This window comes from Amycolatopsis balhimycina FH 1894 (assembly GCF_000384295.1).
In the GTDB taxonomy this organism is placed as follows: Bacteria; Actinomycetota; Actinomycetes; order Mycobacteriales; family Pseudonocardiaceae; genus Amycolatopsis; species Amycolatopsis balhimycina.
Genome location: NZ_KB913037.1, coordinates 2,422,809 through 2,447,143 on the forward strand (window position 1 = coordinate 2,422,809; position 24,335 = coordinate 2,447,143).

Annotated in this window: 16 protein-coding genes; 3 read left to right on the plus strand and 13 right to left on the minus strand. The window is 69.8% G+C overall.

What is annotated here, in order from left to right; all coding sequences use genetic code 11:
- A complete protein-coding gene (locus tag A3CE_RS0110165; protein ID WP_020639977.1) occupies nucleotides 1–3,036 on the plus strand; it encodes a glycoside hydrolase family 2 TIM barrel-domain containing protein in 3,036 nt (1,011 codons plus the stop codon).
- A 30-nt stretch (nucleotides 3,037–3,066) separates the two neighbouring features.
- Here A3CE_RS0110165 and A3CE_RS0110170 read toward each other — a convergent pair whose 3' ends face one another.
- The 13 genes from A3CE_RS0110170 to A3CE_RS0110230 all read right to left on the minus strand — a co-directional run bounded on the left by A3CE_RS0110170 (nucleotide 3,067) and on the right by A3CE_RS0110230 (nucleotide 21,257).
- Nucleotides 3,067–4,086: a zinc-dependent alcohol dehydrogenase gene (locus tag A3CE_RS0110170; protein ID WP_043792109.1), complete on the minus strand. Its 1,020-nt coding sequence runs from the start codon at nucleotides 4,084–4,086 to the stop codon at nucleotides 3,067–3,069.
- Nucleotides 4,087–4,097: 11 nt separating this feature from the next.
- Complete coding sequence (locus A3CE_RS0110175) at nucleotides 4,098–4,958, minus strand: fumarylacetoacetate hydrolase family protein (protein WP_020639979.1); 861 nt, start codon at nucleotides 4,956–4,958, stop codon at nucleotides 4,098–4,100.
- Between the two features lie 49 nt (nucleotides 4,959–5,007).
- On the minus strand, nucleotides 5,008–5,826 hold the full coding sequence (locus A3CE_RS0110180) for an IclR family transcriptional regulator (protein WP_211231841.1): 819 nt from the start codon (nucleotides 5,824–5,826) through the stop codon (nucleotides 5,008–5,010).
- Between the two features lie 59 nt (nucleotides 5,827–5,885).
- Nucleotides 5,886–6,923, minus strand: coding sequence for a family 43 glycosylhydrolase (locus tag A3CE_RS0110185; RefSeq protein ID WP_020639981.1), 1,038 nt, complete (start codon nucleotides 6,921–6,923; stop codon nucleotides 5,886–5,888).
- Between the two features lie 33 nt (nucleotides 6,924–6,956).
- On the minus strand, nucleotides 6,957–9,350 hold the full coding sequence (locus tag A3CE_RS0110190) for a glycoside hydrolase family 3 N-terminal domain-containing protein (protein ID WP_020639982.1): 2,394 nt from the start codon (nucleotides 9,348–9,350) through the stop codon (nucleotides 6,957–6,959).
- 28 nt (nucleotides 9,351–9,378) lie between these two features.
- On the minus strand, nucleotides 9,379–12,009 hold the full coding sequence (locus A3CE_RS0110195) for a family 78 glycoside hydrolase catalytic domain (RefSeq protein ID WP_026468338.1): 2,631 nt from the start codon (nucleotides 12,007–12,009) through the stop codon (nucleotides 9,379–9,381).
- Nucleotides 12,006–13,520, minus strand: coding sequence for a glycoside hydrolase family 43 protein (locus A3CE_RS0110200; RefSeq protein WP_020639984.1), 1,515 nt, complete (start codon nucleotides 13,518–13,520; stop codon nucleotides 12,006–12,008). The genes A3CE_RS0110195 and A3CE_RS0110200 overlap by 4 nt, the downstream gene beginning before the upstream one ends.
- Nucleotides 13,517–14,848, minus strand: coding sequence for a GH1 family beta-glucosidase (locus tag A3CE_RS0110205; RefSeq protein ID WP_020639985.1), 1,332 nt, complete (start codon nucleotides 14,846–14,848; stop codon nucleotides 13,517–13,519). The genes A3CE_RS0110200 and A3CE_RS0110205 overlap by 4 nt, the downstream gene beginning before the upstream one ends.
- A 12-nt stretch (nucleotides 14,849–14,860) precedes the next feature.
- The gene (locus A3CE_RS0110210) at nucleotides 14,861–17,263 is read right to left on the minus strand and encodes a glycoside hydrolase family 3 N-terminal domain-containing protein (protein ID WP_020639986.1); all 2,403 of its coding nucleotides are present in this window, start codon (nucleotides 17,261–17,263) and stop codon (nucleotides 14,861–14,863) included.
- Between the two features lie 74 nt (nucleotides 17,264–17,337).
- The gene (locus A3CE_RS0110215) at nucleotides 17,338–18,606 is read right to left on the minus strand and encodes an ABC transporter substrate-binding protein (RefSeq protein WP_020639987.1); all 1,269 of its coding nucleotides are present in this window, start codon (nucleotides 18,604–18,606) and stop codon (nucleotides 17,338–17,340) included.
- A gap of 50 nt (nucleotides 18,607–18,656) precedes the next feature.
- The gene (locus tag A3CE_RS0110220) at nucleotides 18,657–19,481 is read right to left on the minus strand and encodes a carbohydrate ABC transporter permease (RefSeq protein WP_051183759.1); all 825 of its coding nucleotides are present in this window, start codon (nucleotides 19,479–19,481) and stop codon (nucleotides 18,657–18,659) included.
- Entirely contained in the window at nucleotides 19,478–20,419 is a 942-nt protein-coding gene (locus A3CE_RS0110225) for a carbohydrate ABC transporter permease (RefSeq protein ID WP_020639989.1), read from the minus strand. Before A3CE_RS0110225 ends, A3CE_RS0110220 begins: the two co-directional genes overlap by 4 nt.
- A gap of 154 nt (nucleotides 20,420–20,573) precedes the next feature.
- Entirely contained in the window at nucleotides 20,574–21,257 is a 684-nt protein-coding gene (locus tag A3CE_RS0110230) for an SDR family NAD(P)-dependent oxidoreductase (protein ID WP_020639990.1), read from the minus strand.
- Between the two features lie 452 nt (nucleotides 21,258–21,709).
- On the opposite strand from A3CE_RS0110230, the gene A3CE_RS0110235 reads away from it, so the two are divergent.
- Both A3CE_RS0110235 and A3CE_RS0110240 read left to right on the plus strand, forming a co-directional pair.
- Complete coding sequence (locus A3CE_RS0110235; RefSeq protein WP_063714201.1) at nucleotides 21,710–22,330, plus strand: TetR/AcrR family transcriptional regulator; 621 nt, start codon at nucleotides 21,710–21,712, stop codon at nucleotides 22,328–22,330.
- Between the two features lie 141 nt (nucleotides 22,331–22,471).
- A complete protein-coding gene (locus tag A3CE_RS0110240) occupies nucleotides 22,472–24,076 on the plus strand; it encodes a carboxylesterase/lipase family protein (protein WP_020639992.1) in 1,605 nt (534 codons plus the stop codon).
- Nucleotides 24,077–24,335 lie beyond the last annotated feature (259 nt).

Genomic DNA, 24,335 nt, shown 5'->3' on the forward strand with positions numbered 1-24,335 from the left:
ATGACCGACATCACCGAGATGCCCGCCGACGGTTCCGGATTCCACCCCGTCGGGCGGCTGCCGATGCACTCGATCCCGCGGGCGCCGGAGGTCGTGCTGGACGGCGACTGGGACTTCCAGCTGCTCCCGGGCCCGCACCACCCGGTCGGCGAGGAGTGGAAAGTCGTCCCGGTCCCGAGCCTGTGGACTATGCGCGAGACCGAGGACCGGCCGCACTACACCAATGTGCCGATGCCGTTCGACGAGGTGCCGCCGACGATCCCGGCGCGCAACCCCACCGGGGTCTACCGCCGCTCGTTCGACCTCTCCCCCGCCGCGGGCCGCCGGGTGATCCTGCACGTCGGTGCCGCGGAGGGGCTGCTGCGCGGGTTCGTCAACGGCACACCGGTCGGCGTGAGCACCGACTCCCACCTGGCCGCGGAGTTCGACATCACCGACGCCTGCACCGCCGACGAGAACACGGTGGAGCTGGTGGTGTCGAAGTGGTCGTCAGTGTCCTATCTGGAGGACCAGGACCATTGGTGGCAGTCGGGCATCAGCCGCTCCGTCCACCTCTACACGGTGCCGGAGGTCCGGCTGGCCGACCTGTCCGTGGTGGCCGACTTCGATCCGGAAACGCGGCGGGGCAGCCTGCGGGCCGTGATCACCACGGCCGGGCTGGACCACCTGTTCGACCTCGGCTGGCAGCTGCGCGCCGAAGTCCTGGGCCGCGAGCTGACGGTGCCGGTGACGCCGCGCCGCCCCGCTCCCGCCCTGCCTCGGCTGCCCGACGACCGGTCGGCGCGGCCGGAACCCCGGCTGCCGGCCGACTACCTCGACTTGATCAGCGTCAACGCCGCCGACGCACCCGTACCCGCTCACCTGACGGGCCAGGCCGCGCGGCTCGAAGAGGCCATGACCCCGGCACCGTGTGCCGGGACGGTCCGGATCACGCTGGACGACCTCGAAGTCGATCCGTGGTCTGCGGAGCGGCCGCACCTGGAAGACCTCGCCGTTCAGCTCATCGCACCCGACGGCACCGTGGCCGACGAGGCACGCATCAGCATCGGCTTCCGGCGGGTGCGCATCGAGGGCCGGGACCTGCTGGTCAACGGCAAGCGCATCATGATCCAGGGCGTCAACCGGCACGATGTCGAGCCGCGGACCGGCCGGGTGCTGTCCCGGGAGACCATGCTCGCTGAACTGTCCCTGCTGAAGCGGTTCAACGTCAACGCGATCCGCACCTCCCACTACCCCAACGACCCCGCCTTCCTCGACCTCTGCGACGAGATCGGGTTCTACGTCGTCGACGAGGCCGACATCGAAGGCCACGCCTTCGCCCCCACGCTGTGCGACGACCCGCGGTACTTGACCGCCTTCCTGGACCGCGTGTCCCGCATGGTGCTGCGGGACCGCAACCACCCGTCGGTGATCCTGTGGTCGCTGGGCAACGAGACCGGCCACGGTGCCAACCACGACGCCGCGGCCGGCTGGCTGCGCCGGTTCGACCCCACCCGTCCGCTCCACTACGAAGGCGCGATCTCCACCGACTGGCACGCCGGGCACACCGCGACCGACGTCGTGTGCCCGATGTACCCGTCCTTCCAAGCCCTGGAAGCATTCGCCACCGACCCACGCGCGGACCGTCCCGTCATCCTGTGCGAGTACGCCTTCACGCTGGGCAACTCGACGGGTGGGCTCGCCCGCTACTGGGAGCTGTTCGAGTCGCTGCCGACGCTGCAGGGCGGGTTCATCTGGGGTTTCAAGGACCACGGACTCGACCCCGACGGCGACGGCCGGTACCGCTACGGCGGCGACTTCGGCGACGAACCGAACGACGGGCCCTTCCTGCTGTACGGGCTCGTCTTCGCCGACCTCACCCCGAAACCCGCGCTGTACGAGGCTCGCGGCCTGTTCAGCCCCGCCCGGATCGTCTCGACCGCCGACGACGTCCTCGCTGGCCGGCTCACCATCCGCAACCGGCAGGCGTTCGCCGACCTGTCCGCCTACACCTTCGAAGTCCACGTCGAGACCGCGACCGGCCCGCAAGGCGCGATCACGATCGAAGCCGGTCACGTCCCCGCGGGCAGCGAGAAAACCATCGAGATCCCGTCCGCGCTGCGTGAACTGCTCGTCACGGCAGACCCGCTCGCGCTGACACTCAGCTTGCGTACGCGAAACCCAGCGATCTGGGCGCCGGAGGGCACGACGATCTCGGTCCTTCAGGTCGCCCTGCCCCGACGTCTGCCGCCTCTCCCGGAGGCCGCCGGAACGATCGTCGAGGTCGACGACACCGGGGCGATCTCGCACCCGCTGCTCCGCGAGGCACCCCGCCTCTGCCTGTGGCGCGCGCTCACCAACAACGACCGGTCCGTCGCCATGGACCAGCGCTTCGTCCGCAGCGGGCTCTTCCGGCTCACCACCAAGACCGTCGACGTCGACCGCTCCGGCGACGGGGTCACGGTGTCCACTGTGTACACCGCCGCATTCGGGGAGGAGGTACTGCACCGGCGCACGATCACCGCGCTCGCCGACGGTGACTACGTGTTCGCCGAACACGTCACCCTGCCCGAGAGCACCGAGGACGTCCTCCGCGTCGGCGTGGAGTTCACCCTCGCCGAGGGCATCGCCGACGCGGGCTGGGCCGGGCTGGGCCCCTGGGAGAACTATCCCGACCGCCGGACGTCGGCCTTGCTCGGCGCGTGGCACAGCACCATCGACGACCTCGCCGTGCCCTACCTGCGCCCGCAGGAGAACGGCGGCCGCGGCGAGGTGACGGACCTGCGGCTGACCGGACCCGCCGGCACGGTGCGCACCACACACGCCACACCGCTGCACGTCACCGTGGCCCGCAACAGTGTCGACGAACTCGAAACCGCGGACCACTGGTGGGAACTCCCCCATCGCGACACCACGATCGTCCACCTCGACGTCGCCCACCGCGGTGTCGGGACCGGGGCGCTCGGCCCCGACACCCTGCCCGGGTACCGGCTGACCGGGCGGGACTACAGCTGGACGTGGCGTCTCCGGCTGACCGGCGCCGCACCACCCGAGTAGCCACGGCACCCGGGCGACATCGGCCCGCGCCTACCGCTCGAGGCGCGGGTCGATGTGGATCTTCGGCCCGGGGCCGGCACCGGGTGGGCGCCGGCCGGCCAGCACGGCGCCCACCTGGCCGAGGCCGACGGTCGCGGCGACCAGGGGCCGGGGGTCGACGGAACCGTCGGCGTAGGCGCGGATCGTGGCGTCCAGACCGGGTGAGGCGGACAGGATGCCGACCGCGGTCACGTCCTTCAGGGCGAGCGTGCGCGTGTCGATCCGGCTGGGCTCGCCGGCCAGGCCGATGTAGACGACGCGGCCGCCCGGCTCGACCAGGTCGAGAGCCAGGGACGGCAGCTGGGCAGCGTTCGAAGCGTCGATCACCGCGTCGAACGGCAGTTCCGGGAGGGTGTCCTCGCACCACACGTGGGCAAAGCCGAGTGCGCCGGAGAAGGCGAGGGACGCCTCGTTGTTGCCCATGAGGTGGACTTCGGCACCGGCGGCGCGGGCGAACATCGCGACCAGCACCCCGATGGTTCCCGGCCCGAGGACCAGCACCCGGTCTCCGGGCGCCGGGTCGGCGGCCTGCGCGGCCCGCAGCGCGTTGCCGCCGGGCTCCACCAGCGCACCGAGGACGGCGTCGACGGTGTCAGGCAGGGCGTGCAACGAGGAGACCGGCACCGCCAGCTGCTCGGCGAGAGCACCGGGACGGCCGTCGCGCACGCCGACCTCCTGCCGCCGCTGGCACACGTGCCGGTGGCCCCGGCGGCACCGGCGGCAGGTGCCGCAGCCGAGCATCGTGTCACCCATGACCCGGCGGCCGGTCCACGCCGGGTCGACCCCGGCGCCGACCGCCGCCACGCGGCCGGACCATTCGTGGCCGAGGCGCATCGGGAAAGACGAATGGCCCTGGTGGAGGTAGGCCATCTCGCCGGTGAAGAACTCCATGTCGGTGCCGCACACCCCGGCCCGCTCGACGTCGACCACGACCTCTCCGGCGGCGGGTACCGGCGCCTGAACCTCCCGCACCTCGTAACAGCCCGGAGCCGTGAGGACGAACGCCCGCATGCTCGCGGTGCTCACCGCGGCCCCACCACGCGCTGGCGTTGCGTACCGAGTCCTCGGATGCCGAGTTCCAGCACGTCACCGGGCCGCAGCCACACCGGCGGCGTGAAACCCATGCCGACACCGGGCGGGGTACCGGTGTTGATCAGGTCGCCCGGCTCCAGGACGAGGAACTGGCTGAGGTGGTGCACGATGAAGTACGGGTCGAAGATCATCGTCCTGGTGTTGCCGTCCTGACGGCGGACACCGTTGACGTCGAGCCACATGTCCAGGCCGAGAACGTCGTCGATCTCGTCGGGAGTGACCAGCCAGGGCCCGGCGGGGTTGAAGGTCTCCGCGGACTTGCCCTTCACCCACTGCCCGCCTCGCTCCAGCTGGAACGCGCGCTCGCTGACGTCGTTGACGACGACATAGCCGGCGATGGCGTCGCGGGCCTCGTCCACCGAGTTCAGGTAGCTGGTCCGGCGTCCGATCACGATGCCGAGTTCCACCTCCCAGTCGGGCTTGGTGGACCCGCGCGGAATGCGTACGTCGTCGTCCGGGCCGACGAGCGTGTTGGGCGACTTGGAGAACAGGATCGGCTCGTCCGGCACGGCTTGGCCCGTTTCCGCCGCGTGGTCGCGGTAGTTGAGCCCGATACACAGGATCTGGTGCGGGCGCGCGATCGGCGGGCCGATCCGCTCTCCGGCGAACCGGGACACCTGGCCGGCGGTCGTGCGTTCGGCGACGATCGGGCGGATCCGGTCGACGCCGCCCGTCCCGAAGAACACCTCGTCGAAGTCGGTGACCACATCCGAGAGATCGACGTAGGTCTGCTCGTCGACGCGGGCGACGGGCTTTTCGGCGCCGACGGCACCGAGGCGCATGAGGTACACGGGGCTTACCTTCCAGTGGTCGCGTGGCGGGGCCTGCGGGAGGACGCCCTCATCGATGCGGCCCGGCCAGCGGCCCGAGCAGATCCCGGATCTCACCAACGGCCTCGACCAACACGCGCAGCGGCGTCCGGTACGCGAGTGCACTGATGCTCACCGCGCCGGACGGGGCACCTGGTGAGGTGGCGTAGACGGCCAGGGCGACGCAGTTGACGCCGTCCTCGTTCTCCTGGTCGTCGACGGCGTACCCGCGGTCCCGGGTCGCCTGCAGGTCGCGGTCGAGGTCCTCGGCCGTGCACAGGGTCCGCGGCGTGCGCCGCACGAGCGGGGTGGCACCGATCCAGGCCTCGACGGCCTCGAGCCCGTCCAGGTGGTGGGCCAGCAGCAGCTTCCCGACACCGGTGGCGTGGGCGGGGTTGCGACCGCCGACCGTCGAGGTGAGCCGGACGGCGCCGGTGGGCGGATCGACCTTGGCGCGGTAGACGACCTCGCGGCCGTCGAGGACCGCGTAGTGGACGGCCTCACCGAACCGGTGGGCCAAGGCCTCGAGCACCGGGCGGATGCGCACGTGCTCGGGCCGGGCCTCGTGGTGGGCGAACGCCATCCGCAGGAACTCGTCGCCCAGGACGTACCGGCCGTGCGCGTCCTGGTCGGCGAACCCGGCCCGGCGCAACGCGCCGAGTGCCCGGTGCACGGTCGGTTTGGGGCTGCCGATCACGCGCGTCAGTTCTTCCAGCTTGACTCCGTCGGGGTACCGGGCAAGTTCCTTGAGGACCGCCAGGACCCGGTCGGAACCCACGAGACGGCTGCCGTCCGCGTCTTCTGTGCCGGCCCCGGCGGATGAGGCCGTCGGCCCGTCGAACGCCCGCATCTGTTTCATCCCATTCCGAAAGTCAGATCGTGGTACCGATTGGTGAAATAGTGTACCCATCAGCCGAGCTCCTCGATCCGCCACTCGCCGTGCCACTCGATCACCGGCCGCTCCCCTTCGAACCGGATCGGTAGCCACACGTAGTCGGCGAGGGAGGTGTCGACCTCGGGGGTGCTGAACGGGGTGGGGCTCTCCCCTGCATTCACCGCAGCGAAGAAGCGGTGGAAGGCTTCCGTCTGGTCCGACTCCGTCTCCGACAGGTGCGGGGCCCAGCGGTCCGCAAGTGCGATGTAGCTGTCCCGCCGCGCCGGATGCCGGAAGACGGAGCTGATCTGCGAACGGAACGAGGTGCCGCTCGCATCGGACGGGTGCGGGTCGCCCAGGACCGTGAACGGACCGTGGTAGGTGTCGGCGATCGCCGACTCCGAACGGTTGGGGAAGTATCCCGTCGTTCCCGAGGTGATCAGGTAGTGCTTGCCGTTCCGGCGGAAGTACGCCGGGGCTTCGCGAACCATGGGCGGGTGGCGACGCGGGAAGTGCGTGGAGTAGTAGCCGGAGACGTCGGTGAAGTCGTCGGTCAGATCCGCGCAGATCAGCTCGCTGTGCACGCGCTCGAAGTAGTAGTAGCCCTTCCCGTCCACGGGATCCACCACGAGGTCGAAGTCGCCGCCGGACATCCCGAGCGGCCGCAGCCCGGTGCGCACGACCGTGTAGGGCCCCAGTAGCGAGCCGGCCGTGAGGACCGTGGCTTCCTGCGCGTCGGCCCCCATGAGCTTGAGCCAGCAGACGTAGGTGCCGGTGCGCGGGTCGCGGACGATGTGCGGGCGATCGATCAGCCGCGATGGGTGCAGCGGCGACCCGGGGTCGTCGACGGCGGGTGGAATGATCAGCCCGCGGTCGTCCCAGTTGTAGAGGTCGGTGGACGAGTAGCAGCGGATGCCCCAGGTCCAGATGCCGCTGCCCGGCTTCGAGTGTTCCTTGTTCTCGCCGTACCAGTAGAAAACGCCGTCCTCGAAGAGGATGGAGCCGGCGTGGGCGTGGATGCGGTTACCGCCGGAGTCCAGCCATACCTGCCCTGGGCGGATCGAGTCGTACATGGATGCCTTTCTGGTGCGGGAATGGCAGCTTTGTCAGAGGTTCTCCACCGTCGCTTCGGACAGGAACGATCGTTCGGCGCCACTGAGGCTCCGGGGGCTGCCACTCAGCTCGAAGGTTCCCTCGAGCCCGCGGTCGTCGGAGCCGAAGCCGAGGAAGAACTCGACGTGTGCGGGCTCGACGGCGAAGCTGCGGGCCAGGTTGGTGTGTCCCAGCTGGGCCGCCGCGACCCGGAAGGTCACGCGGCCGGCCTTTCCCGGCGCGAGTTCGACGCGAAGGAAGCCGGCGAGCTGCTGCGCCGGTCGTGTGACGCGCGAGGCGTTGACCCGCACGTAGAGCTGGACCACCGCGGCGCCTTCGACCTTCCCGGTGTTGGTGACCGTGGCGCTGATGCGTGCCACGCCGGCGGTGTCGACCTCCGGATCACACGCCAGGTCACCCAGGCCGAAGCCGGTGTAGCTCAGGCCGTGCCCGAACGCGTACAACGGCGTGGCGTCCATGTCGAGGTAGTGCTGGGTGAGCTGGCCGGGCAGCGGGCTTCGGTATCCGGTCCCCGCCTTCTGGTGGTGGTGGACGGGGATCTGCCCGCTGTGCCGGGGAATGCTGTACGGCAGGTTCCCGCCGGGGTTGACGGCACCGAAGAGCACCTCGGCCACCGCCTTGGCCCCGAACGGCCCGCCGAAGGTGCTCACCACGATCGCGGCGGCGTCCCGCACCACCGCGGGCAGCGCGTAGGCCCGCCCCTGGACGAGCACCACGACCAGCGGCCTTCCCACGGCGGCCACCGCCTCGGCCAACTTGATCTGCGCGGCCGGCAGCGCGATGTCCGCCGAATCGCTGTCCTCCCCCTCGGTGCGCTCCCCGGTGAACCACAGGCTCGCGCCGCCGAGCGCCAGGACCACGACGTCGGACCGTCGGGCCGCGTCCACGGCCCGCTCCACCGCATCCGGCGTCGGGGCCTGGGTGAACGAGCAGCCCTGTTCGGTCCGGACGGCGCCGGCGAATTCGGCGACCTCGGCGGCGAGCGGACGCGCCCCGTGGCGTTCCCGGACGAGCGTCTCCGCGTCCACGGGCGGGAACAGCGGTTCGTGCCAGGAAGCCCCGGCCCCTTCCGCTCCCGCCATGGTGCTGTGGTCCCAGTTCGCCAGGGTCTCCCGCCACGCGGGGTAGGTGTAGGCCGGGAACTGCCGGAGCGCAGTGCCGGCGTGCGGCCCGATCACCGCGACGTCGAGGGAACGGGACAGCGGGAGGACACCGTCGTTCTTGACCAGGACGACCGACCTGCGGGCCAGCTCTTGGGACAGCGCCACCCCCTCACGAGCCACGGCGGCGACGTCGATGTGCTCCTGGGGGTGGGGGTTCTCGAACAGCCCGAGCTCGAACTTCGCTCGCAACACCCGCCGGACACAGGCGTCCACCTCGCGCACGTCGAGATTTCCCTGTTCCACTTCGGCGGCCAGTACGCTGCCGTAGCCGAACTGTGTCGGCAGTTCCACGTCCAGACCGGCCGTGATCGCCAGCCGCCCGGCTTCGCTCGGGGTGGACGCGGCGCGCTGCCGGTTGACCACTTGATCCAGGGTTCCGTAGTCCGAGGACACGAAGCCGTCGAAGCCGAGGGTGCCGCGCAGCAGATCGGTCAGCACTTCCGGGGAGATGCCTGCCGGGATGCCGTCGACGTCGGAGTAGGAGTTCATCACCGACTTCAGCCCGGCGAGCCGGATCGCGGCCTCGAACGGGTAGGCGTAGAGGTCCCGGGTGAGCCGGGAGCCCGCCTCGAACGCCGACTGGTTGCGCCCGCCCGCGGTCACGGCGTACCCGAGGAAGTGCTTGCCCGTGGCGATGACGCCCTCGGCGAGGTCCGTGCCCTGCAGGCCGCGGGTGTAGGCGACGCTGAACGCCGCGGCCACGTAGGGATCCTCGCCGTATGTCTCGTGCACGCGGCCCCAGCGCGGGTCCAAAGCGACGTCCATGACCGGCGACAGTGCGTGCCGGAAGCCGGTGCGGCGCATCTGCCGCCGGATCAGTCCGGCCATCTCCTCGACCAGGTCCGGGCTGAAGGTGGCCGCGAGCCCGATGGCGGTGGGGAAGACCATGTGTCCGCCGGCGAGGAACCCGTTCAGGGCTTCGGCGTGCAGCAGCACGGGAATACCGAGCCTGGTGCGGGTGACGAACCTGTGCTGGATCTCGCCGGCCAGGCGTGCCAGGTCGGCGGGGTCGTCGGCGATCAGCTGGGCGACGTGGCCCGGCGGCGCGGCCAGGACCTCGTCGACGCCTTCGGCGTCCGAACCGTCGGCGCGTATCACCGACCAGGGCATGACGGAGGTGAGCTGGCCGCACTTCTCTTCGAGCGACATCTCGCGGAGCAGGAGGTCCGCTCGGTGGTCGGTGGGCAGGTGGGTATCGCGGTAGGTCTCGGTGGAAATCGGCACGGTGCGTTCCTCGCTGGGGAATGAGAGGTCAGTCGACGAAGGTGTGGGTGCCGGGTCCGGCGCTCTCGTGCCGTCCGCTGGGCAGGACCACGGTCGCCTCCGTCCCGGGTGGCACGACGAGGTGGAGGCGCAGGGTGATCCCGTCGAACTGCCAGCCGGTCTCGATCCGCCCGTAGGGCGACTCGTGGGCGGCCTGGGCCCAGGTCAGTCCGCCGCCGGGGCGTGGCCGCACCCGGAAGCGCCGGTACGCGGGTGCCTCGTCGAGCAGTTCGATGCCGGCCACGTGGCGGTGCAGGAACGACACGACGGCGCCCTTGGAGTAGTGGTTCAAGGACGCGTTGACCGTTCCGTCGGCCGTGACGCCGTTCCAGTTCTCCCACACGGTGGTCGCGCCGCGGTCGATCATGGCGAGCCACGAAGGGTCGGTGTCCTGCCGCAGCAGGTCGTAGGCGACGTCGAGGTGGCCGGTGTCGGCGAGCGAGGGCAGCAGGGACGGAGTGGCGAGGAACCCGGTGCCGAGGTGCGTGCCCGCCTCCCGCACCAGCTCCGCCAGCCGGGCTGCGACCGCCGGCCGCAGCTCGCCGGGGACGAGCTCGAAGGCGAGTGCGCGCACGTGGTTCGCCTGGGTGTCCGGGGTCAGCCGCCCGTCGCGCCCGAGGTATTCGGCCTGCCATGCCGCGCGGACCTTGCCGTTCAGCGCGCGGTAGCGCCCGGCCTCGTCCGCGTACCCGAGGATTTCGGCGATCCGGGCGGCCAGGTCCGTGCTGCGGGCGTAGTAGGCCGTGGCGATGTCGCCGTGGTCCCGGCGGGCGTGAGCGAAGAGATCCAGGACCTCCTCGCCCGGCGCGAGCCACTCGCCCCAGTGGGCGCCGGTGTCCCACAGGTACTGCTCGTGCGCGGCGGGGGTCGGCCGCGCGGCCGCGCGCTCCGGGTGCCGCCCGGTGCGGGCGAGGCGTTCGACGCGGTTCAGCCAGGCGGTGATCATCGGCCAGGATTCGGCCAGCACCCCCGTGTCGCCGTACGCCCGGTACACCTCCCACGGCACGATCACGGCCGCGTCTCCCCAGCCGGCCGACCCGTTGAGGTCGTTGACGATGCTGCCCGCTTCGGCCGGCGCGTAGGGGCTGAAGTGGACGACCGTTCCGTCGGGGCGCTGGTCGGCCGCGACGTCACGCAGCCATTTCGCGGAGAAGCCCGCCACGTCGAACAGGAACGCCGCGGTGGGGACGAACAGCTGCCAGTCGCCGGTCCAGCCGGCCCGCTCGCGGTGCGGGCAGTCGGTCGGGATGTCGCACGCGTTGCCCCGCAGGCTCCACACGGCCGCCTCGTGCAGCCGGTTGATCCGGTCGTCGCTGCACGAGAACCAGCCGGTGCGCCGCAGGTCCGTGTGCACCACGACGCCGGTGACGTCCGCGGAGGTCAAGTCTTCGGGGTGGCCCTCGATCCGGACGTGGGAGAACCCGTGCGTCGTGCGCCTCGGTTCGAAGACGTCGCCGGGAACTCCCGCGGAGGTCACCTCGTCGACCTGTCCGGCCGGTTTCGGCTCCGGGACCTCGGGGGCGAGGTTGCCGGTCATGACGTCCCCGGAAGCGTCCAGCCATTCGCCGTGCACGAGCCGGACGCGCGTCCCCGCCGGGCCCAGCTTGGACAGCCGCACCCAGCCGTTGATGTTCTGGCCGAGATCGACGATCTGCCGGCGCTCGTCCAGGCGGCGCACCGACACCGGCGTCAGCTCCTGCACCCGCCGCACGGGCGGGGCGGGCGAGCCGACCAGCGTGTCGAAGCCTCGCGAGTCCGTCGATACCGGCAGCCACCCGGCGTCGTCGAACCCCGGCCGTGACCAGCCGCGTGGAAGGCATCGCAGGTCCCAGCGCTCGCCCGCGATCAGGTCCGCGGCCACGACGTGCCCCTGCGTGCCGCGCCACGCCCGGCCGGTGCCCAGGACGGTGACCGTGCCGTCGTCGTGGGTCAGGCGCAGCTGCATCAGCAGCGCGGGCCGGTCGCCCCACTGATCGGCGAAGCGGAAGTACCCGATGAGGCCGCGGTACCAGCCGTCGGCGAGGATGGCACCGAGTGCGTTGCGTCCCGGCGTCACGCCCGCAGTGACGTCGTAGGTCTGCACCTGCAGCCGGGTGCGGTACTGGGTGAATCCCGGCGTGAGTTCGGCGTCGCCGATCCGCTCGCCGTTGAGGAAACCCTCGTAGACGCCGTGCGCTGTCGCGTACAACCGGGCCGAGACGACCGGACGGTCCACATCGAACTCGTAGCGGAGCAGGGACGCGGGCCGCTCCCCCGGCGAACCGCCGGGGTCCTGCCCGGGAGTGACCCATTCGGTCTGCCAGTCACCGGCGTCGAGCAGTCCCGTCTCGAACGTCCCGGGTGCCGACCAGTCACTCTCGCCTCGGTCGGTCCAGACCATGACCTGCCACCCGACTCGTTCACCGGAGCGCAGCGCAGGCCCCGCGTACGGGATCAGCAGGCTTTCCGCGGACTCGGTCCGCCCGCTGTCCCAGCCGCTGTCGGTCCGGATCCGGTAAGCCGTCTGGACGGCGGCGCCCAAGGGCAGGCGCCAGGACAGCCGGGGACGGGCGAGGCCGATCCCCAGAGCGTCGTCGAGGTGTTCGACACGTAGATGAGTAGGGGCATTCGACGCGGTCAAGAGGGATCCTCCCCGTGATACCGGAAACCGGCGAAATGTACGGCGCCGCGTTCGGCGAACATGCCGACGACCCGGCCGGTGAACGGGGCCGCCATCTCGACCGACCAGAACCGGCCGTCGAGTTCGGCGAGCTGTGTCTCGGTGCCGGCTTCGTCGGCGGCGATCAGCCTGATCCGGTCGCCCAGCGGCGACCACGGTGCCCTGCCGGGCGGCGGAGTGTCCGTTTCCAGCCGGAGCACCACCCGCTCGCCCACCAGTTCGGTGACCCATTCCCGCGTGAGCGCCGGCAGGCTGGCCCGCGCCGTGACCCGTATCCCGCGGGACGGGACTCGTTCGGCGACGAGTGCGATGGTGAAGTCCTCGTCGAAGCGCAGGCCGAGACCGCCGCTGCCGTCGGCTGGATCGACCGTCGTTTCGAAGCCACTGATCAGGTGGCGCTGACGGCGGCCCACGAAGCCCGGCCGGAACGCGCCGATGCCGCCGGAGCCGGCACTAATCGTCAGATGCCCGGGCCGCTCACCGAGAGAGGCGACATCGCCGGGCATCCGGCCGACAGCGAGCCAGCCGGGGTCCGCCGGCGCGGAGCAGTCAGCGAAGTCGAAGAGCTCGTCCAGTGGTTCCGGGCGTGGGGCGAGATCCACCGGCGCCGGGCACGGCCAGCCGTCGAGCCACTCGACCGTGGTGACGTACGTTTCGCGGCCGAGCGGCGAGGCCGCGCCCGCGGCCCGCGTGCCGAGCAGCACGAGCACGTCGTCGCCGTCCGGCCCCCGGACCAGGTCGGCGTGTCCCGTGCACTGGACCGGACGGTACCGGCCCGAGGCGCTGAGCACGGGATTGCTCGGAGCTCCCTCGAACGGCCCCTCGATGGAGGGACCGCGTGCGACGCTCACGGCGTGGCCGCTGCCGGTCCCACCTTCCGCAATGAACAGGTACCAGTAGCCATCGCGCCGGTACAGGTGCGGTGCCTCCGGCGCGACCAGCCCGGTGCCCGACCACAGCGACCGCGGCTCCTCCAGGACCTTGCCGGCGTCGAGATCCACCCGGGCCTGCCGGATGCCGTGGAACCCCACCTGCGTGACCCCGTCGAGCTCCAGTGCGCTGTAGGTGACATAGGCCGCGCCGGTCTCGTCCCAGGCGAGATCGGGGTCGATGCCGACGACACCGTCGATCGACGTGCCCTCGCTCCACGGGCCGGCGGGGTCCTCGGCGGTGAACACGACGCAGCGGCGCGAGCCGGCCGTCACGGAGACGATCACGTGGAACAGGCCGTCGTGGTGGCGCAGGGTCGGAGCCCACACGCCGGCACCCGCGGGCGCTTGCCCGACGCCTACCTGCTCCTCCCGGACCGCCACGTTGCCGACGTGTTCCCAGGTGACGAAGTCGGTACTGCGGTAGACCGGCAGCCCGGGCAGGTATTCGAACGACGACGTGACCAGGTAGTACGTTCCGTCGACGAGGACACAGCTGGGGTCGGGGTTGAATCCCGGGATCAGCGGATTGGGCAGGGTCATGCCACACCCCGCCGGGCGATCACGTCGCGGTACCAGTCGAACGAGGCCTTCGGGGTGCGTTCGAGAGTGTCCGGGTCGACGTGGACGATGCCGTAGCGCTTGCTGAACCCGGCGTTCCATTCGTAGTTGTCCAGCAGGGACCACAGGTAGTAGCCGCGGACGTCCGCCCCCTCCTCGACAGCGCGCTCGATCCATTCGAGGAAACCCCGCACGTAGCGGATGCGTTCGTGATCTTCGATGGGGTCGGCCCCGTCGGCGTCGGGCGTCCCGTTCTCGGTGATGTACATCGGGCCCTGCCAGCCGTAGTCGTCCCGCACCAGCCGGATCGCGTCGTAGGCCGCCTTCGGGTAGTACTCCAGGCCGTTGTCCAGAAAGTTCCCGCCCGGTCCACCGCCGTCGCTCTCCCACCAGATCGGGTTGTAGTTCTCGGCGCTGACGACGACGCGGGAGTAGACGTTGACGCCGAGGAAGTCGACCGGGGAAGCGATCAAGCCGAGATCGCCGTCCCGGATGTCCGGCAGCGTGCCCTCGCGGGTCAGTCGCTCGACAATCCGCTCGCCGTAAGTGCCGTTCAGCAGAGGATTGAAGAAGAAGCGGAAGGAGTCGTCCTCGTCGCGGTCGGCGAGCGCCTGGTCGGCCGGATCGCCGGTCGCGGGATGCCGCTGCCAGACGTCCACCACGATCCCGATCTCCGCACCGGGGTCGCCCTGTTCCCGGAAGGCGCGCACCGCCTCGCCGTGAGCCAGCAGCGCGTTGTGCATCGCCTGCTTGCCCAGGCGCGGGTCGGCGTGGCCGGGAGCGAACGTGCCCATGCCGTAGCCCACCCACATCGAGATCGGCTCGTTCAGCGTGGCCCAGCGCGGCACCAGCCCCGCGAACTCCTCGAACACCAGTGCCGCGTAGTCACGGAACCAGAGCGCGATGTCGCGGTTGCCCCAGCCGCCACGGTCCTCCAGCGCCTGCGGGAGGTCCCAGTGGTAGAGGGTGACCAGCGGGGAGATGCCGGCATCGAGCAGTTCGTCGACGAGCCGGCGGTAGAAGTCCAGCGCGGCCCGGTTGACCCGGCCCGTGCCCTCGGGAAGGATCCGCGGCCAGCTCATCGAGAACCGGTAGGAACCGCAACCGAGCTGCCGCAGCAGTGCGATGTCCTCCCGGTAGCGGTGGTAGTGGTCCGCCGCGACGTCGCCCGGGATGTCCCGGTGCACCTTGCCGGGGGTGTGGCCGAAGGTGTCCCAGATCGACGGGCCCTTACCGTCGGTGTTCCACGCGCCCTCGATCTGGAAAGCGCTGGTGGCAGTGCCGAAGACGAAGTCCGGCGGGAAGGTCATTTCTCTTCTCCCTCAGATTCGCGTGATCGTGGTCTCGGAGAAGAAGGACCGCTCCTCGCTCATGAGCACGCGTTGCTTGCCCACCACCTCGAACGAGCCCTCGAGGCGACGGTCGTCGGAGTCGAGGCCGAGGAAGAAGCCGACCCACCCGGGCTCGACGGCGAAGTCCCGGGCGGCGTTGGTGTAGCCCAGCTGCGCGGCGGCCAGCCGGAAGGTGACGCGCCGGAACTCCCCGGGAGCCAGCTCGACCCGGACGAACCCGGCCAGCTGCTGCGCGGGCCTCGTGACGCCGTCGAAGGTGTTGACCCGGACGTACAGCTGGACGACGGTCGCGCCGGCGGCCCGGCCCGTGTTGGTGATCGTCGCTCCGATCTCGGCGACGCCCTCGGTGCCGATGCGTGTGTCGTGGTCCAGATCGCGGAGGGAGAAGCCGGTGTAGCTCAGGCCGTGCCCGAACGGGTACAGCGGCGTCGCCGCCATGTCCAGGTACAGCCGGCTGCTTCCGGGGGGCAGCGGATTGCGGTGGCCGGTGCCGGCCTTCTGGTGGTGGTAGACCGGAATCTGCCCGGCGTGGCGGGGAACGCTGTACGGCAGCTTCCCGCTGGGATTGACGGCGCCGAACAACACTTCCGCGATCGCCTGCGGGCCGGACGGTCCTCCGTACGAAGCCACCACGATCGCCGCCGCATCGCGAACCACCCTCGGCAGCGCGTAGGCCCGCCCCTGGACGAGCACGACGACGAGGGGCTTGCCGGTGGCCGCGACCGCCTCGGCCAGCTCGGTCTGCGCGGCAGGCAGCGCGATGTCCGCCGAGTCGCTCCCCTCACCTTCGGTACGTTCCCCGTTGAACCACAGGCTCGCGCCGCCCAGCGCGAGCACGACCACGTCCGAGCGGCGGGCGGCGTCCACAGCGCGCTCAAGTACGTCGGGTCCCAGCGAGCGAGTCAGTGTGCACCCCTGCTCCACCAGCACCACGGGTGCGAACTCCGCGACCTCCTCGTGCAGCGAACGCGCTCCGTACAGTTCCCGGGCGAACGTGTCCGCGTCCACTGTGGACACCATGGCTTCGTGCCAGTCAGTCTGGGCCTGGGCGGCCCCGACCATGTTGACCATCTCGCCGCGCGTCATCGCGTTGCCCATGTCTCGCAACGCCGGGTAGGTGTAGGTGGGAAACTGGAGCGAGACGGCATCGGCGTGCGGTCCGAGGACCGCGATCGTCCGCTCGCGCGGCGCGACGGGCAGGACGCCGTCGTTCTTGACGAGCACCACCGACCGCCGCGCCAGCCGGCGGGAAAGCTCTCCGCCTTCATCGGCGACCTCGGTGACGTCGATGTGCTCGTGCGGATAAGGGTTCTCGAACAACCCCAGCTCGAACTTCGCCCGCAGGACGCGTCGCACGCAGACGTCCACGTCCCGCTCGGCCACGGTGCCGCGCCGCACCTCCTCGACGAGCGCGCTGCCGTAGCCGTACGGGCCGGGCAGCTCGACGTCGAGACCGGCCGCGATCCCGAGGCGGGCCGCCTCACCCGGAGTGGAGGCGGCCCGCTGGCGGCTGACCACGTGTTCCAGCGTCGTGTAGTCCGAGGAAACGAACCCGTCGAAACCCAGGGTGTCGCGCAGCAGTCCGGTGAGCACCTCCCGCGAGACACCTGCGGGAACGCCGTCGACGTCCGCGTAGGAGTTCATCACGGACTTCAGGCCGGCGAGCCGGATCGCGGCCTCGAAGGGATAGGCGAACAGATCCCGGATCTGCCGTGCACCGCCTTCGTACGCGGACAGGTTCAGGCCGCCCACCGGATGGCTGTAGCCCAGGAAGTGCTTGGCGGTGGCGATCACCCCCTTGGCGAGGTCGTCGCCCTGAAGACCCCGGGTGTAGGCGACACCGAACGCCGCGCAGAGATAGGGATCCTCGCCGTAGGACTCGTGCACCCGGCCCCAGCGCGGGTCGAGAGCGACGTCCATCACCGGCGAGAGCGCCTGCCGGTAACCCAGGCGCCGCATCTGCCACCGGGTCAGCTCCGCCATCTGCTCGACCAGGTCGGGGCTGAACGTGGCGGCGAGCCCGATCGCGGTCGGGAACACCATGTGACCGCCGGTCACGAAACCGTTGAGCGCTTCCTGGTGGATCAGCGCCGGGATGCCCAGCCGGGTGCGGGTCACGTACTGGCGCTGGATCGCGCCGGCGACCCGGGCCACCCGGGCCGGATCATCACCGGACAGCCCGGCGACGTGTCCCGGCGCCCGCCGGAGCACCTCCTCGGTCTCCTCGGCGTCGGTACCGTCCGCGCGAACCAGCTGCCAGGGCCAGACCCCGGTGATCTGGGCACATTTCTCGTCGACCGTCATCTCCGCCAGCAGCAGCTCGGCGCGTTCGGCGGCGGGCAGGCGGATGTCACGGTAGCTCTCGGTCGGCATGGTGCGGTACGTCCTCCGAAGGTGAACGGACAGGGCATGGGTCGGGACGGCATCACCGGTCGGCAAGCAGGCGGCTAGCCTTCGTAGGCTTCTTGCATCTTCTTCAGCACGCCGTCGACGGTGTCCTTGCCGAGCACGATCCCCTGCACGCCCTGCTGCGCCACGTCGTTGACGCGGGGATTCGGCCAGTCGGCCAGCAGGGCGATCTTCCCATCGGCGACCGCCTTGTTGAACTCCTCCAGCACCGCGGGCGGCTTGAAGCCGGCGTCGGGAATCACGGGCACACTCGCGAAGCCCGCCGCGTACTGGTTGATGTACTGCGGCTGCGCCAGCAGGTCGAGGAACGCCTTGGCGGTGGCCGGGTTCTTGGCGTTGGCGTTGGCGGAGAGCGTGTATCCGGGCAGCGCGTCGAAGTAGGTGTCGCCGGGGTTGTCGGTGGCCGGCAGCGCGGCGATGGTGAACTCGCTCTTCGGTGCGGCCTGCTTCAGAGGCGCGATCACCGCGCCCACGCTGACGACGCTGAGCGCCTTTCCCGCGGCGACTTCGTTGTTGGCCTGTGGGCCGGACCGCCCGAGAGCACCCTCACCGAAGCATCCGGCGTCGTTCATCTGCTTGTACTTCTCGAGAGCCGCCTTCCACGGCGAGGCCGGGATGGTGGTCTCCTTGCCCGCGAGTTGCTTGGCGAAGTCGGGGTGCGGCCCATAGACCAGGGTGCCCGTCAACGCAAGGTAGAGCATCTGCGGCCCGCTGGCGTCGTTGAGCGCCTGCGCGTAGGCGTAGACGCCTTTTGCTTTGGCACTTCCACACAGCTGCAGTACTTGGGACCATGTCCGGGGAATCGCGAGCCCCAGTTCCTTCAGCTTGGACGTGTTGTAGATGCCGCCCAACCCTTGCAGGGTGCCCGGGTAGGCGTAGGTCTTTCCCTGGTACTGCATGTTATCCCGCCAGAGTTTCGGGATCTGCGGCACCCACGGCGAGCCCGAGAGGTCGAGCAGCCGGCCCTGAGACGCGAGGGTCTGAACGCCCATCGCGTTGCCACCCCCCGGGAACGTGAGGAACACGTCCGGTGCCGTGCCGGCCTGGATCTGGGTGGAAATGAGGTTTCCGACGTCACCGCCGACATAGTTCACGTCGACCTTCGTCCCGGGATACTTCTGCTCGAACCCGGTGATCACCGGTTGGAGGGCGGACTTGAACGTCGCGTCGTAGATGACGGTCAAAGTACCGCCCACCCGGCCGTCCGAGGCGGAAGCTGCGTCAGGGCTCGAACTCGTCGAGCACGCGGTGAGGGAAAGCCCGGCGGCGAGGAACAACCCGGCCGTCGCTTTGGCTGGAAACTTCATTGTTTCTCCAGTGGTGTGCGGTTCTTGAAGCATTGACCCGGCGATGGTTCTCAGCCCTTGAGGCCGCCGGCGAAACCTTGGATCACGTAACGCTGGAAAATGAGGTAGAGAGCCAGTACCGGCAGCATCGACATGGTCAGGCCGGCGAAGATCAGCGGCCAGTTGGTCGTGTACAGGCCCACGAACTGGAACAACGCGACCGGAGTCGTCACCTGGTGGCTGCCGAACAGGTACAGCAGCGGGGTGAAGAAGTCGTTCCAGATCCCCACTGCGTTCAGGATGACCACCGTGCCGAGGACCGGCCGCAGCAGCGGGACGACGACATGGAGGAACGTGCGGACATCGCCGCAGCCGTCGATGCGAGCGGCTTCTTCGAACTCCAGCGGGACGCTGGATCGCAGGAACGTGGTCACCAGGAAAATCGAGAACGGCATCTGCAGGCCGGTGTAGAAGATGATCAGGGACCAGAGCGAGCCGAGCAGCCCGGCATCCCGCATCATCAGGTACAGCGGCAGCAAGGCGACCTGGAACGGCAGCAGCATTCCGAGGAGGAACAGGGAGAAGGTGAAGTTCGACAGCCTCGCCGCCGACCGGGCCAGCGGGTAGGCCGCCATGGTGGAGATCGCGACGATCGCGACACAGGAGACCGTCGTGACGACCATGCTGTTGACGAGGGCGCCACCGAGATGCGACTCGGTCCACGCCTGGGTGAAGTTTCCGGTGGTCGGCCGGGTCGTCGGAACGAGCGCCGACGACAGGTCGTCGGCGGGCCGGACCGCGAGGTTCACCAGGATGTAGACCGGCAGCACGAACAGCAGCGCGCTGCCGTAGGCGAAGACGTGGTTGACGGCACCACCCACCCGGCCGGCCCTCATGACTTGCGCTCCTGCCGGCGAAGGACCATGAACTGGATCAGGGACAGGATCGCGACCCCGACGGCGAGCGCGACGGCCAGCGCGGCCGACTCGCCGTAAGCGCCGAACTGCGAGAACTGCTTGTAGATCAACGTGGAGATCGTTTCGGTTTGCCCGGCGGGGCCGCCCTGTGTCGTGGCGTAGATCTGGTCGAAGATCTTCAAGCCGCCGATCAGGCTCAGCATCAGGTTGATCGTGACGGCGGGGGCTAGCAAGGGGCGGACCACGTACCAGAAGCGGCGCCCCGCCCCCGCACCGTCGAGGGCCGCCGCTTCCAGCAGTTCCGCCGGCACCGACTGAAGCCCCGCGAGGTAGACCACCATCGAAACGCCGACGAACTGCCAGCAGATCACCACGATCACGACCGCCAGCGCGGTGCCCGGCTGACCCAGCCAGTCCTGCCGGAGCTGCTCCAGTCCCACCGCCTCGAGGAAGTCGTTCGCGGCGCCGATCCCCGGCGGAGCGAAGATGTACTTGAAGAGGTATCCGCACACCAGGGGCGACACGATCACGGGCGCGAAGATCACCGTCCGCAGCACGTTCCGCCCGAACACACGCGCGTTCAGCGCCAGCGCCAGCAGCAGACCCACCACGTTCTGGACGGCCATGGTCACGGCCGCGACGACCACCGTCCGGACCAGGGCATCTCCCGACAGCCCGTCGAAGAGGCCGCGGTAGTTCTCCCAGCCCACCAGGTGCCGTGTTCGGGAGTACGCGCTCCAGTCCGTGAAGGACATGTAGATGCCCTGCACGGCGGGAATCACGACCACGTAGAGGTAGCACACGAGCGCGGGGACGACGAACCACCACAGGTTCCGGCCGAGACTGCGCCGCCGCCCCGGCGAACGAACCTCGGTCGCCTGGCGACGCGTCACGGGTTTGAGGGTGGCCGTCGTCATCGGTCCACTCCTCGTGGCACGTAGTACGCGTGGGATCCGGCGAGCACAGCGGGAACTGCCTGCCGGAGTCCGTGACGTCGATGTCGATCAGTCCGGGCCGGACACATGGTGGACCGCCTTTCGCGGGACTTCCTGGAGAGAGAGATGGGCTGGCTCAGTAGGTGGCGCGGCCACCGCTGATGTCGTAGACCGCGCCGGTGGAGAAGCTGACCTTTTCCGAGGCCAGCCAGACGATCAGCTCGGCGACTTCCTCCGGCCGGCCGACCCTGCCCATCGGGATGAGACTCGTGATGTGGGCCAGCGTCTCCGGTTGGGTCGCGGCGTTCATGGGGGTGTCGATCACGGCCGGTGCCACGGCGTTCACCAATACCCCGCTGGTGGCCAGTTCCTTGCCCAGTGACTTGGTCAAGGCGATGACGGCGCCCTTTGCAGCGGAGTACGAGGAGATGTTCGGGTTGCCGTCTTTGCCGGCCATGCTGGCGATGTTCACGACGCGTCCCCAGCCACGCTCCCGCATCCCGGGGATGAACGCCTGGCACGCGTGGAAGACACCGTGCACGTTGACTTCGAAGGTGCGCCGCCAGCCCTCCTCGGGGATCTCCCAAAGAGGACCGTTGGGCCCGACGATCCCCGCCGAGTTGACCAGGATGTCGACCGGCCCGACCTGCTCGGCCGCGGCCTGGACGTCCGCCGGGTCGCTGACGTCACAGAAGATGTCGGCCCCCTCGGCGATGTCGAGGGTGATCGCCTTGACGCCCTCCCGTTCCAGCCGGCCGGCGGTCGCCTTGCCCAAGCCGCTGGCGCCGCCCGTGATGAGCGCGGTTCGCGAAGAGAACATGCTGTCCATTCCTGTGGGAGTCACGGGAAACCGGCGCGGCAGCCGGTCATATCTGGAGCCGGGTGTCCTGGAGCGGACACCGGGTCGGCCCGGCTCACCGCGGTGAGCGATCACCCTTCATCGCGCATTCCAATAATTGGACCTTGCATCTATCTGTTGGAACTCGGGGGACGCTAACATGCCTCGGCCGCAACCCGGAAGACATCAGCCGGTAACAACTTCCATACGTTGAAACGGGGATCCACTTCCCGGAGCGGGCGGCCGACCTCGTGGAGCGCGACGAGGGAGCAGTCGGGCCACCACGCACCGTGCAGCGACACCGCGATCACGCGATCGATCCGTCGCCCCGCGGGACCGACATGGATTTGGCTCGAAAAGGCAAGCGGACACTACACGAAACCAGCACACCAATGCTATATTCGACGCCGGCCTCACCGCGACGGGAGTAGCAGTTGTCCACAACGACAAGTCGAGGTCCCTACGCCAAGTCCGCCGAAGTGCGCCGCAAGATCCTCGAGGCGTGCATCGACGCGTTCGGACAGACCGGTTTCTACGGTGCGACGACCAAGGACATCGCCCAGCGGGCCGGCATCAGCCACACCGGGCTGCGGCACCACTTCCCGACCAAGGAAGACCTCCTCGCCGCCCTGCTGGAACTGCGGGACGAGCGGAGCAAGGAGATCCTCATGTCCGCGCAAGTCCTGGACCCGCGCGTCGGTCCACTGGACGCCCTGCGCGGCATGCTCGCCAGGCTCGTCGACGACGAGCTCAAACCCGGGCTGATGGAGCTTCACTGCGTGCTGTCTGGTGAGGCGACCTCGCCGGACCATCCCGCGCACGAGTATTACGCGAAGCGCTACCGAGATCTGCGGCAGTTCTACACCGAGACCTTCGCCGAACTCGCCGACCGCGGCGAGCTGCGGTCGACATTCGAGCCCGACATGCTCGCGACGATGGTCATCTCGCTCATCAACGGTCTTCAGGCGCAGTGGCTGTTCAACCGCGACACCGTGCACATCGAGCACACGCTGAGGAAGTTCCTCACGTCCGTCGTCCCGGCACTCGACGGGTAGCCTCGAGCGCGGTCGAGGGGCGCGCACGTCGACGGGAACACCGGCGGAGACCGGCACCAGCGCTGGCCGGAGCTCGTTGACGTTTGTGGCGCCAATGAGTTCGAGCATGCCTTCGGGCGGGCCGCCGAAACACCGCCGGTAGTGCTCGCACGCGCCGGCAGCCAGCAGACCCTCACGGCCCTGAGAGAGCAGACGATGACAGCTGATGCGACGCAACGGTCGAATGCCGAGCCCGAGGTCCGCACCACCGCCGGAACGGTGCGCGGACGCTGGGAGGGCCGGCTCGCCGCCTTCCTGGGCATCCCGTACGCCGCACCCCCGGTCGGTGCCGCGCGGTTCGCCGCGCCTCAGCCCGTGTCCCCGTGGGACGGGGTGCGCGACGCGGTTGCCTTCGGCCCGCCCGCGCCACAGGACTTCGCGGGCTTCCGGAACCTCAGTCTCGGCGAGGGCACTCCCCCGCAATCGACCGGCGACGACTGGCTCACGCTCAACGTGTGGACACCGGCCCCGGATCGCTCCGCGCGCCTCCCGGTGATGGTGTGGATCCACGGCGGGGCGTACAAAACGGGCTCCGGCGCGGACCTCCTGGCCAACGCCCGGATCGCTCAGGAGGGCAACCTGGTGCTGGTCAGCCTGAACTACCGGCTCGGCATCGAAGGCTTCGCCGCCATCGAGGGCGCCCCGCCCAACCGCGGCCTGCTCGACCAGATCGCCGCGCTGGAATGGGTGCGTGACACCATCGCCGCGTTCGGCGGCGACCCGGACCAGGTCACCATCTTCGGAGTGTCGGCCGGCGGCAGCTCCGTCGGCACGCTCATGGCGATGCCCGCCGCCGCAGGGCTGTTCCGCCGCGTCATCGCGCAGAGTTTCGGCGGCCCTTTCCTCTCACCTGAACTGGCCACCGACATCACCACCGCCATCGCGGGCCAACGTGGCAGGCGACCCACCGTCGCCGATCTGTCCACACTGGACCCGCATGACCTTGCGCTGGCCGGTGAGGAGACAGCCGCAACCCAGGGCCGGTACCTCGACCGATGGGGGCCGATGGCCGCGCACCTCACGTTCTTCGTCCCGAACGTGGACGGCGACGTGCTCCCGGCCACCCCGTACCAGGCCCTGGCCGCCGACGTGGGACGCGACGTCGAACTGATCGCCGGGCACAACCGCGACGAGTACCGGCTGTTCCTGTTCGCGTCCGGAAAACTGGGCGCGATCGACGACCAGGAAGCAGCCCGGGTGCTCGATGTCTTCGGCCCCGGCACGGACGCTGAGAAGACCTATCGCGCTGCCTTCCCGGACGCCACGGCCGAACAACTCTGGGAATGGGTCCAGTCCGACTGGCTGTTTCGCATGCCGACTCTGCGGCTGGCGCAGGCCCACGCGAGCGGCGGTGGGCGAACCCGCTTCTACGAGCTGACCTGGCCCGCGCCGGGCGCGGATGGCCTGCTCGGTGCGTGCCACGCGCTGGACCAGCCGTTGGTATTCGGCGATTTCGAAAGTGAATTTGCTCGGAGGTTGTTCGGCGGCCCAACGCCTTCGGTTGAGACGGTGGAGCTGTCGGCGCGCATGCGCGCGGCCTGGATCTCCTTCGCCACCACCGGCGACCCGGGCTGGCCCGCGTTCGACACCGACGACCGCCTGACCCAAGTCTTCGACGCACGACCCACGGTCACGGCGTACCCCGAGGAAAGCTCGCGGCAACTCTGGGAGCGCGACGACTTGGCGCCGTTGCCGCTGTTGCCGTAGCTACACGTCGAGGGTACGAGTACGCCGACGTCCTGCAGCGCTGACAGGATGGTACGGCCGGACTGCATTCCGCTGCACTGCAGGTGGACGTCGAACGCCGGATTCGCGATCGTGACATCTCGTGGCGCGAACCCAGTGGTGGCTCCAGGCGAACGGGCCCACCGCGCAGCCGGTCAGACCACACAGGGTCAACCCCAGCAACCGGCGCCCGGACAGTGGTCGCGCCGCCCGGAGCCGTCCCAGCAGGATCGGAAGGCAC

Bases quoted from the DNA above. Each gene is read 5' to 3' on its own strand.
- A3CE_RS0110170 (WP_043792109.1), bottom strand. From the start codon at position 4,086: ATGCGGGCGTTCGTCCTCACGGCTCCGGGCTGTTACGAGGTGCGGGAG.
- A3CE_RS0110165 (WP_020639977.1), top strand. From the start codon at position 1: ATGACCGACATCACCGAGATGCCCGCCGACGGTTCCGGATTCCACCCC.
- A3CE_RS0110215 (WP_020639987.1), bottom strand. From the start codon at position 18,606: ATGAAGTTTCCAGCCAAAGCGACGGCCGGGTTGTTCCTCGCCGCCGGG.
- A3CE_RS0110210 (WP_020639986.1), bottom strand. From the start codon at position 17,263: ATGCCGACCGAGAGCTACCGTGACATCCGCCTGCCCGCCGCCGAACGC.
- A3CE_RS0110185 (WP_020639981.1), bottom strand. From the start codon at position 6,923: ATGTACGACTCGATCCGCCCAGGGCAGGTATGGCTGGACTCCGGCGGT.
- A3CE_RS0110200 (WP_020639984.1), bottom strand. From the start codon at position 13,520: ATGACCCTGCCCAATCCGCTGATCCCGGGATTCAACCCCGACCCCAGC.
- A3CE_RS0110180 (WP_211231841.1), bottom strand. From the start codon at position 5,826: ATGCGGGCGTTCGACGGGCCGACGGCCTCATCCGCCGGGGCCGGCACA.
- A3CE_RS0110230 (WP_020639990.1), bottom strand. From the start codon at position 21,257: ATGTTCTCTTCGCGAACCGCGCTCATCACGGGCGGCGCCAGCGGCTTG.
- A3CE_RS0110220 (WP_051183759.1), bottom strand. From the start codon at position 19,481: ATGAGGGCCGGCCGGGTGGGTGGTGCCGTCAACCACGTCTTCGCCTAC.
- A3CE_RS0110205 (WP_020639985.1), bottom strand. From the start codon at position 14,848: ATGACCTTCCCGCCGGACTTCGTCTTCGGCACTGCCACCAGCGCTTTC.
- A3CE_RS0110225 (WP_020639989.1), bottom strand. From the start codon at position 20,419: ATGACGACGGCCACCCTCAAACCCGTGACGCGTCGCCAGGCGACCGAG.